Annotated in this window: 3 protein-coding genes and 1 pseudogene; 2 read left to right on the forward strand and 2 right to left on the reverse strand. The window is 75.7% G+C overall.

Annotation, left to right across the window (positions count from 1 at the left end; translation table 11 throughout):
- Positions 1-335: 335 nt before the first annotated feature.
- The gene (locus tag ABZ497_RS26560) at positions 336-533 is read right to left on the reverse strand and encodes a hypothetical protein (protein ID WP_329486846.1); all 198 of its coding nucleotides are present in this window, start codon (positions 531-533) and stop codon (positions 336-338) included.
- A gap of 445 nt (positions 534-978) precedes the next feature.
- Between ABZ497_RS26560 and ABZ497_RS26565 the strand changes: the two are divergent.
- Positions 979-2385: pseudogene (locus ABZ497_RS26565) on the forward strand (protein kinase); the annotation flags it as partial.
- 1012 nt (positions 2386-3397) lie between these two features.
- Here ABZ497_RS26565 and ABZ497_RS26570 read toward each other — a convergent pair.
- Complete coding sequence (locus tag ABZ497_RS26570) at positions 3398-4207, reverse strand: RNA methyltransferase (RefSeq protein ID WP_329486847.1); 810 nt, start codon at positions 4205-4207, stop codon at positions 3398-3400.
- A 263-nt stretch (positions 4208-4470) separates the two neighbouring features.
- Between ABZ497_RS26570 and ABZ497_RS26575 the strand changes: the two genes are divergently transcribed.
- A complete protein-coding gene (locus ABZ497_RS26575; RefSeq protein WP_359808786.1) occupies positions 4471-7074 on the forward strand; it encodes a SpoIIE family protein phosphatase in 2604 nt (867 codons plus the stop codon).
- The last annotated feature ends 130 nt before the right edge of the window (positions 7075-7204 follow it).

Below are 7204 nucleotides of genomic sequence, written 5' to 3' on the forward strand. Positions count from 1 at the left end.
GTATCGCGCACAGTAACCGGCCGGGGCCGTGATCCAAGGATCACGGCCCCGGCCTTCTGCGTTTCCGTGACCGCTGTCGCGGCCGGCGTGACTGCCGTTCCGCAGCGGGCCTTGGGGCCCGGGAAACGAAGAAGAGCCGTGTACGGACGCCCTCACCGACGTCCGTACACGGCATCTCCGCCTGCCGGGGTGCTCTGCGCACCACTCCCGCCCGTCCGCGGGTCAACGCGGTGCGCGGCCTTCCCCGGCGGCACTGGCTCCCCGTCCCCAGGGGATCAGTGCCCGTTCAGTGGCCGGCCGGGCTGGTGCGCCGGCCGGGATCACGGGTCGATCGGTCAGTGGGTGATCAGTTCGGCGACGGCCTGCGCCTGGTTCGCCATCTGCTCCCAGCCCCCGAAGAGGATGACCAGCAGCACGGCGCAGGGCAGGGCGATCGCCAGCGCCACCGCCGGGTGCCTGGTCGGCTCCGCGGCCTGGCGCTGGGTGAAGGCCGGCCGACGGCGGCGGGGCGACCCCGTGAGCTGCGATGCCATGCCCTCACTCCTGATTCCTGCGCCGCTCTGGTCGTGCGCTGCTCGTGCCGACCGACGGGTCTAAGTGGACGCGGTGGACGGCTTACCTCGGGGGACGAGCTCCCCGTCCACCGCTGAGGACAACGCTATGGCCCGAGGGGGTGGTCGGACGTCATGCCGTCGTACTGTTCTCCGGGCATCCCCGAGGATGACGCTCCGACTTGAGGAGTACTACCGAAGGGGGAGAGTCCCTCCACCGGACCCCCGGGGGAACCCTGAGAGCCGACCCCGAGAAGCGCTCCCGCCACCCCGCGCGCGACTGTCAGTGCAAGATCGGACAATCGCACGGAGGGTTCAGGTGTTGCGTATCAGCACACCGCAGCAGGCAGTCCGTAAGCTGTGCCCGACAGGAACTGACGATGCCCCAACCGACGGGGCCTCATCCACAGGCTGACGGGGAACGATGATGGCGATGATGCGGCTGAGGCGTGAGGACCCCCGCATCGTCGGGCCGTACCGGCTGCACCGGCGCCTCGGAGCCGGCGGCATGGGCGTCGTCTACCTCGGCTCGGACCGGCGCGGGCAGCGGGTCGCGCTCAAGCTGATCCGCGCCGAGCTGGCCGAGGACCTGGAGTTCCGCACCCGCTTCGCCCGGGAGATCGCCGCCGCGTCCAGGATCCGGGGCGGCTGCACGGCGCGGGTGGTCGGCTCCGACATCGAGACCGACCGGCCCTGGCTGGCCACCGCGTACGTCCCCGGGCCCTCGCTCTACAAGCGGGTCGGCGACGGCGGACCGCTGAGCTGGCCGGAGGCCGCCAGGATCGGCGCCGCCCTGGCCGACGGCCTGGTCAAGGTGCACGAGGCCGGGGTCGTCCACCGGGACCTCAAGCCGTCCAACATCCTGCTCTCGCCCCGCGGGCCGCGGATCATCGACTTCGGGATCGCCTGGTCCCGCGGCGCCAGCACGCTCACGCACGTCGGCACGGCGGTGGGCTCCCCCGGCTTCCTCGCCCCCGAGCAGGTCCGCGGCGCCGCCGTGACACCCGCGACGGACGTCTTCGCGTTCGGGGCGACGCTCGCGTACGCGCTCACCGGGGACACCCCGTTCGGCTCGGGCGCCTCCTCCGAAGTGATGCTGTACCGGGTCGTCCACGAGGAGCCCGACCTGACGGACGTCCCTCCGCAGCTGGCCCCGCTGATCCGGGCCTGCCTGGCGAAGGAGCCCGCCGAGCGGCCCGGGGCGGCCGCCCTGCACGAGAGGCTGAGCGAACTCGCGGCGCGCGGCACGGGCGACGGCCCGGCGCCGGAGCGGCCCGGCCGCGGGCCCGTCGGCCGCGCCGGGGCGGGTGCCCGGCCGAGCGCTCCCGGGCCCGGCTCGGCCGCCGGACCGGGCTCGGCGGGCGCCCCCGCACGCGGCGTCCCCGCGCCGGGGCGCGGACCCGACCCGGCGGGCGCCCCGCGTGCCCGCGCCGGGGCGGCGAGCCGGCCGGGCGGCCAGCAGCCCGTCGCACAGCACGGCGCCCACCCGGGTGCCCACCCCGGCGTCGCCCAGCGCCGGCCGCAAGGCCGGCCGGGGCAGGCCGCCACCGCGCCGATGCCGCGCCCCGAGGCCCACACCACCCGGCCGCTGCGCGAACGCCAGCAGACCCCGCCGCCGGGGCGCACCGGCACGCCCGGCGCCGCGGCGGGCCCCCGCGAGCGGGACCAGCGCCCGGACCGGCCGCGCGGGCAGGCCCGCGACCGGCAGCACACGCCCGTCCCCGGCGGCCGCCCGGCCACCGCCCGCCGGCGGTTGCTGCGGCAGCGGCTGGTGGTCTTCGTCACCGTGACGATCGGTGTGGCACTGGCGATCGCGGCGGCGCAGGGGTGCGAGAACCGGGACAACCAGAGCCTCGGTCCGGTCCGCGGCGCCGGGGCCACGGTCAGCGCCGGACCCAACGGGCCCGCCTGGCAGTCGGGCGCCGCCACGCAGGGGTCCGGGCTCTCGGCGGACGGCGCGGCGCAGTCCGCGACACCGCTGGCGGCGGCGGCCCACGGCAGCGTGGCGGGTGACGGCGCGCTGACGCCGCCGCAGGGCGCCGGGCCGGCGGTGGACTGGCCCAACCGCAGCTACCCCGACCCGGCGGGCGGCCCGGCGATCGCGCTGCGGGACGGCCGCTCGGTGGCTGGGGCGGGGCCCCAGGTCGCGCTCAGCGCCGTCCTCCCGGCCCGCTACAAAGGCGCGGCCGCGGCCCTGGTGGTGCTGCGCCGCGCGGAGGGCTCGGTGCCGGCCGACCTCGTCCAGCTGTTCGCCTTCAACGGGGACGCGCCGGTCGCGCTGGCGTCCCGCTCGTCCGCCGCCGATCCGCAGGCGACCGCCGCCTGGCGGCTCGACAACGGCGCGCTGGTCCGCGAGGAGCGGGCCAACCAAACCGGCGCGGTGGCCTCCACCCGCTACTCGGTGCGGTCGGACGGCACCATCGAGGAGTCCTGGCCCGGCGCCCCCACCACGATCGTCACCCCGCCACCCGCCGCCGCCCCGGCCCCGCCGACGGCCCCCACGGGCTGACCGGCGGGGCAGCCGACGCACCGGAAGTCGGCCGGGCCGACTTCGCACTCTCCCGGCTGGCTGAGGCGCTCACCGACAGCTCCGGTGGGGCGACCCTCGGCCACCCCCGAGCGCAGGAAGTCGGCCGGGCCGACTTCCTGATCCGCGGCTCAGGGTGTGAATGGCGTGGGCCATCGGGGAGCGAAGGCGGTGCCCCGCCCTGATGAGGGCGCGGCGGGGGTGCGGGGTGCGGATCAGGCCGAGCGGCCGGAGGTGCGGGCCTCGGCGAGGAAGCCGGCAGGTGAGGCCGTCGCCCTGCGGGGTCCCTCGGCTGGGTGCGGGAGCGGGGGGCGATGGGTCAGGCCGGGGCGGTGACGGCGTAGAAGGCCACGGCTGCGGCGGCGCCCACGTTGAGGGAGTCGATGCCGTGGGCCATCGGGATGCGGACGGCGCGGTCCGCGGCGGCCAGCGCCCGGCGGGTGAGGCCGTCGCCCTCCGCGCCGAGCATCAGGGCCGCCTTGGGCAGCCGGTGCGGGGCCAGGGCGGCCAGGTCGACGGAGCCCTCGGCGGGGGTCAGGGCGAGCAGCTCGAAACCGGCGGCGCGCACGGTGTCCAGCGCGGCCGGCCAGGGCTCCAGGCGTGCGTACGGGACAGCGAAGACGGCGCCCATGGAGACCTTGACCGCGCGCCGGTACAGCGGATCCGCGCAGTCGGGCGAGAGCAGCACGGCGTCCATGCCGAGCGCGGCCGCGCTGCGGAAGATCGCGCCCAGGTTGGTGTGGTCGACCAGGCCCTCCAGCACGGCCACCCGGCGGGCGCCGGCCAGCAGCTCGGCGGCGTCCGGGAGCGGGCGGCGCTCCATCGAGGCGAGCGCGCCGCGGTGGACGTGGTAGCCGGTGACCGCCTCGGCCAGCCCCGGTTCGACCACGTGGACGGGGGCGTCGGTGTCGGCGATCACGTCCGCCATCACGTCCAGCCACTTGGCCGTCAGCAGCATCGACCGCATCCGGTACCCGGCGGCCATCGCGCGGCGGATGACTTTCTCGCCCTCGGCGATGAACAGGCCCTCGGCGGGTTCGCGGCGGCGCCGCAGTTCGACGTCGGTCAGGCCGGTGTAGTCGCTCAGGCGCGGGTCGGCGGGGTCGGTGATGGTGCTGGGTTCGGACACCCTGCGATCTTGCCAAGCCGGGGTGGAGAAGGCCAAACGGCCCAGGGCGGGATGTGCTTGACCTTGGCCTGTAGGTGTGTGGAGTGCAAATATGACGTATGGCCCGTTTTCCGGGCCGATCATGGGCTCCGTCGGCCTCTGGCACTTTCGGCTCCGCTACGTCTTCCCGTGCCGCTGGTACCGCCGGCTCCTCCGGTGGGCGCCCACACGGTCGGCAACAGCAGCCGAAGGACGCTCGGCCGAGACCGGTACAGCGCCGGTCGGTGGCCGGGCAGGTCTTCGCGCTGCAGGTACTCGTGGTGCTGCTGCTGGTCGCCGCCGCAGTGGTGGCGCTGGTGGTGCAGTCCCGCAACGACGCCCGGCACGAGGCGACCAACCGGTCGGTGGCGGTCGCCCAGACCTTCGCCAACTCACCGGGCATCGTCGAGGCGCTGCACTCCCCCGACCCCACCGCGGTCCTGCAGCCGAAGGCCCAGGCCGCGGCGCTCAACGCGGGAGTGGACTTCATCGTCGTCCTCGACACCGACGGCATCCGCTACACGCACCCCAATCCGGCCCGGATCGGTCAGAAGTTCGTCGGCGACTACGAGCCCGCGCTGCACGGGCAGGTGGTGACCGAGCAGGTCAACGGCACGATCGGACCTCTGGTCCAGGCGGTCGTGCCGGTCCGGGCACCCGACGACTCCGTGGTCGGCATGGTCTCGGCGGGGGTCACCATCGCCAACATCAGCAGCGCGAGCGAGCGGCAGCTGCCCGTGGTGCTGGGCGCCGCGGCGGTCGCCATGGGGCTGGCCACCTGCGGGACGGCGCTGGTCAGCCGGCGGCTGCGGCGGCAGACCCACGGGCTGGGCCCGTCCGAGATGACGCGGATGTACGAGCACCACGCGGCGGTGCTGCACGCGGTGCGCGAGGGTGTGCTGATCGTGGCCGGCGACGGGCGGCTGCTGCTCTGCAACGACGAGGCGCGCCGGCTGCTGGCCCTGCCCGCCGACGCCGAGGGGCGGCTGGTGACGGAGCTGGGCCTGGACCGCGCGCCCGAGGAGCTGCTGACGGCCAACCGGCCGGTCACCGACGAGGTGGTGCTGGCCGGTGAGCGGCTGCTGGCCGTGAACGTCCGGCTGACCGACCGGGACGGCGGTCCGCCGGGCTGCGTCGCCACCCTGCGGGACTCCACCGAGCTGCTGGCGCTGTCCGGGCGGGCCGAGGTGGCCCAGCGGCGGCTGCGGCTGCTGTACGACGCCGGGGTGTCGGTGGGCAGCTCGCTCGACGTGACGCGGACGGCCGAGGAGCTGGCCCAGGTGGCGGTGCCGAGGTTCGCGGACTTCGTCAGCGTCGATCTGGCCGAGGAGGTGCTGGAGGGCGACGAGCCGCCGCAGGGCCAGCCGCTCGGACAGATGCGGCGGGCGGCGTTCAAGGGCGTCCGGGAGGGCTCGCCGTTCTATCCGGTGGGCACGGTGCTGGCGGTCGTGCCGTCGACGCCGCTGGCGGGCGCGCTGGACACCGGGGAGGCCGGGCTGGAGCCGCGGCTGGCGGAGGCGGAGGCATGGCGGGGGCAGGACCCGGAGCGCTCGGCGCAGGCGCTGGAGTACGGGGTGCACTCGCTGGTGCGGGTGCCGCTGCGGGCGCGCGGGGTGCTGCTGGGGGTGGCGCGGTTCTGGCGGGCGGACCGGCCGGAGCCGTTCGACGAGGAGGACCTGGCGCTGGCCGAGGAGCTGGTCTCGCACGCCGCGGTCTGCATCGACAACGCGCGCCGGTACACCCGCGAGCACGCGATGGCGGTGACGCTGCAGCACAGCCTGCTGCCGCGCAACCTGCCCGCGCAGAACGCGCTGGACGTGGCGCACCGGTACCTGCCGGCGCAGGCGGGGGTGGGCGGCGACTGGTTCGACCTGATCCCGCTGCCGGGCGCGCGGGTCGCGCTGGTGGTCGGGGACGTGGTGGGGCACGGCCTGCACGCGGCGGCGACGATGGGCCGGCTGCGGACGGCGATCCACAACTTCTCGACGCTGGACCTGCCGCCGGACGAGTTGCTCGGGCACCTGGACGAGCTGGTGAACCGGATCGACCAGGAGGAGTCGGCGACCGGCGGGGCGGCGGCGGTCACCGGCGCGACCTGCCTGTACGCGATCTACGACCCGGTGACGCGGCGCTGCACGCTGGCCAGCGCGGGGCACCCGCCGCCGGCGCTGGTCGGTCCGGACGGCCGGGTGGAGTTCCCGGAGCTGCCGACCGGGCCGCCGCTGGGGCTGGGGGCGCTGCCGTTCACGACCGCCGAGCTGGAGGTGGCCGAGGGCAGCCGGCTGGTGCTCTACACCGACGGACTGGTGGAGGACCGCGACCGGGACATCGACGAGGGGCTGGAGATGCTGCGGGCCGCGCTCACCGGGCCGCCGCGCACTCCCGAGCAGACCTGCGCGGACGTGCTGGGCGCGATGCTGCCGGCCCGGCCGCAGGACGACATCGCGCTGCTGGTGGCGCAGACCCGGGCGCTGGCGTCCGACCAGGTGGCGGAGTGGGAGGTGCCGTCCGACCCGGCCGCGGTCGGCGAGGTGCGGGCGGCGGTGGCGGAGCGGCTGGCGCAGTGGGGGCTGGACGAGGCGGCGTTCGTCACCGAGCTGATCCTGAGCGAGCTGGTGACCAACGCGATCCGGTACGGGCGCGGGCCGATCCGGGTCCGGCTGCTCCGCGACCGGGCGCTGATCTGCGAGGTGTCCGACGCCAGCAGTACGTCGCCGCACCTGAAGTACGCGGCCACCACGGACGAGGGCGGGCGCGGGCTCTTCCTGGTCGCGCAGTTCGCGGACCGCTGGGGCACCCGCTACACGGCCGGCGGCAAGGTGATCTGGACCGAGCAGCCGTTGGAGTGAGGCCGGGCGCGCGGGTCGCGGTGCGGAGTGGGAAGTCGGGAACGCGGCCGGCAGCGCCAGCGGCTCCTGCTCGCTGCCGTCGTAGTTCGGGCCGAAGTCGACGGTGTCCTCGTGGATCGACTCCACCATC

The sequence above is a fragment of the Kitasatospora sp. NPDC005751 genome, assembly GCF_040630835.1.
GTDB lineage: Bacteria > Actinomycetota > Actinomycetes > Streptomycetales > Streptomycetaceae > Kitasatospora.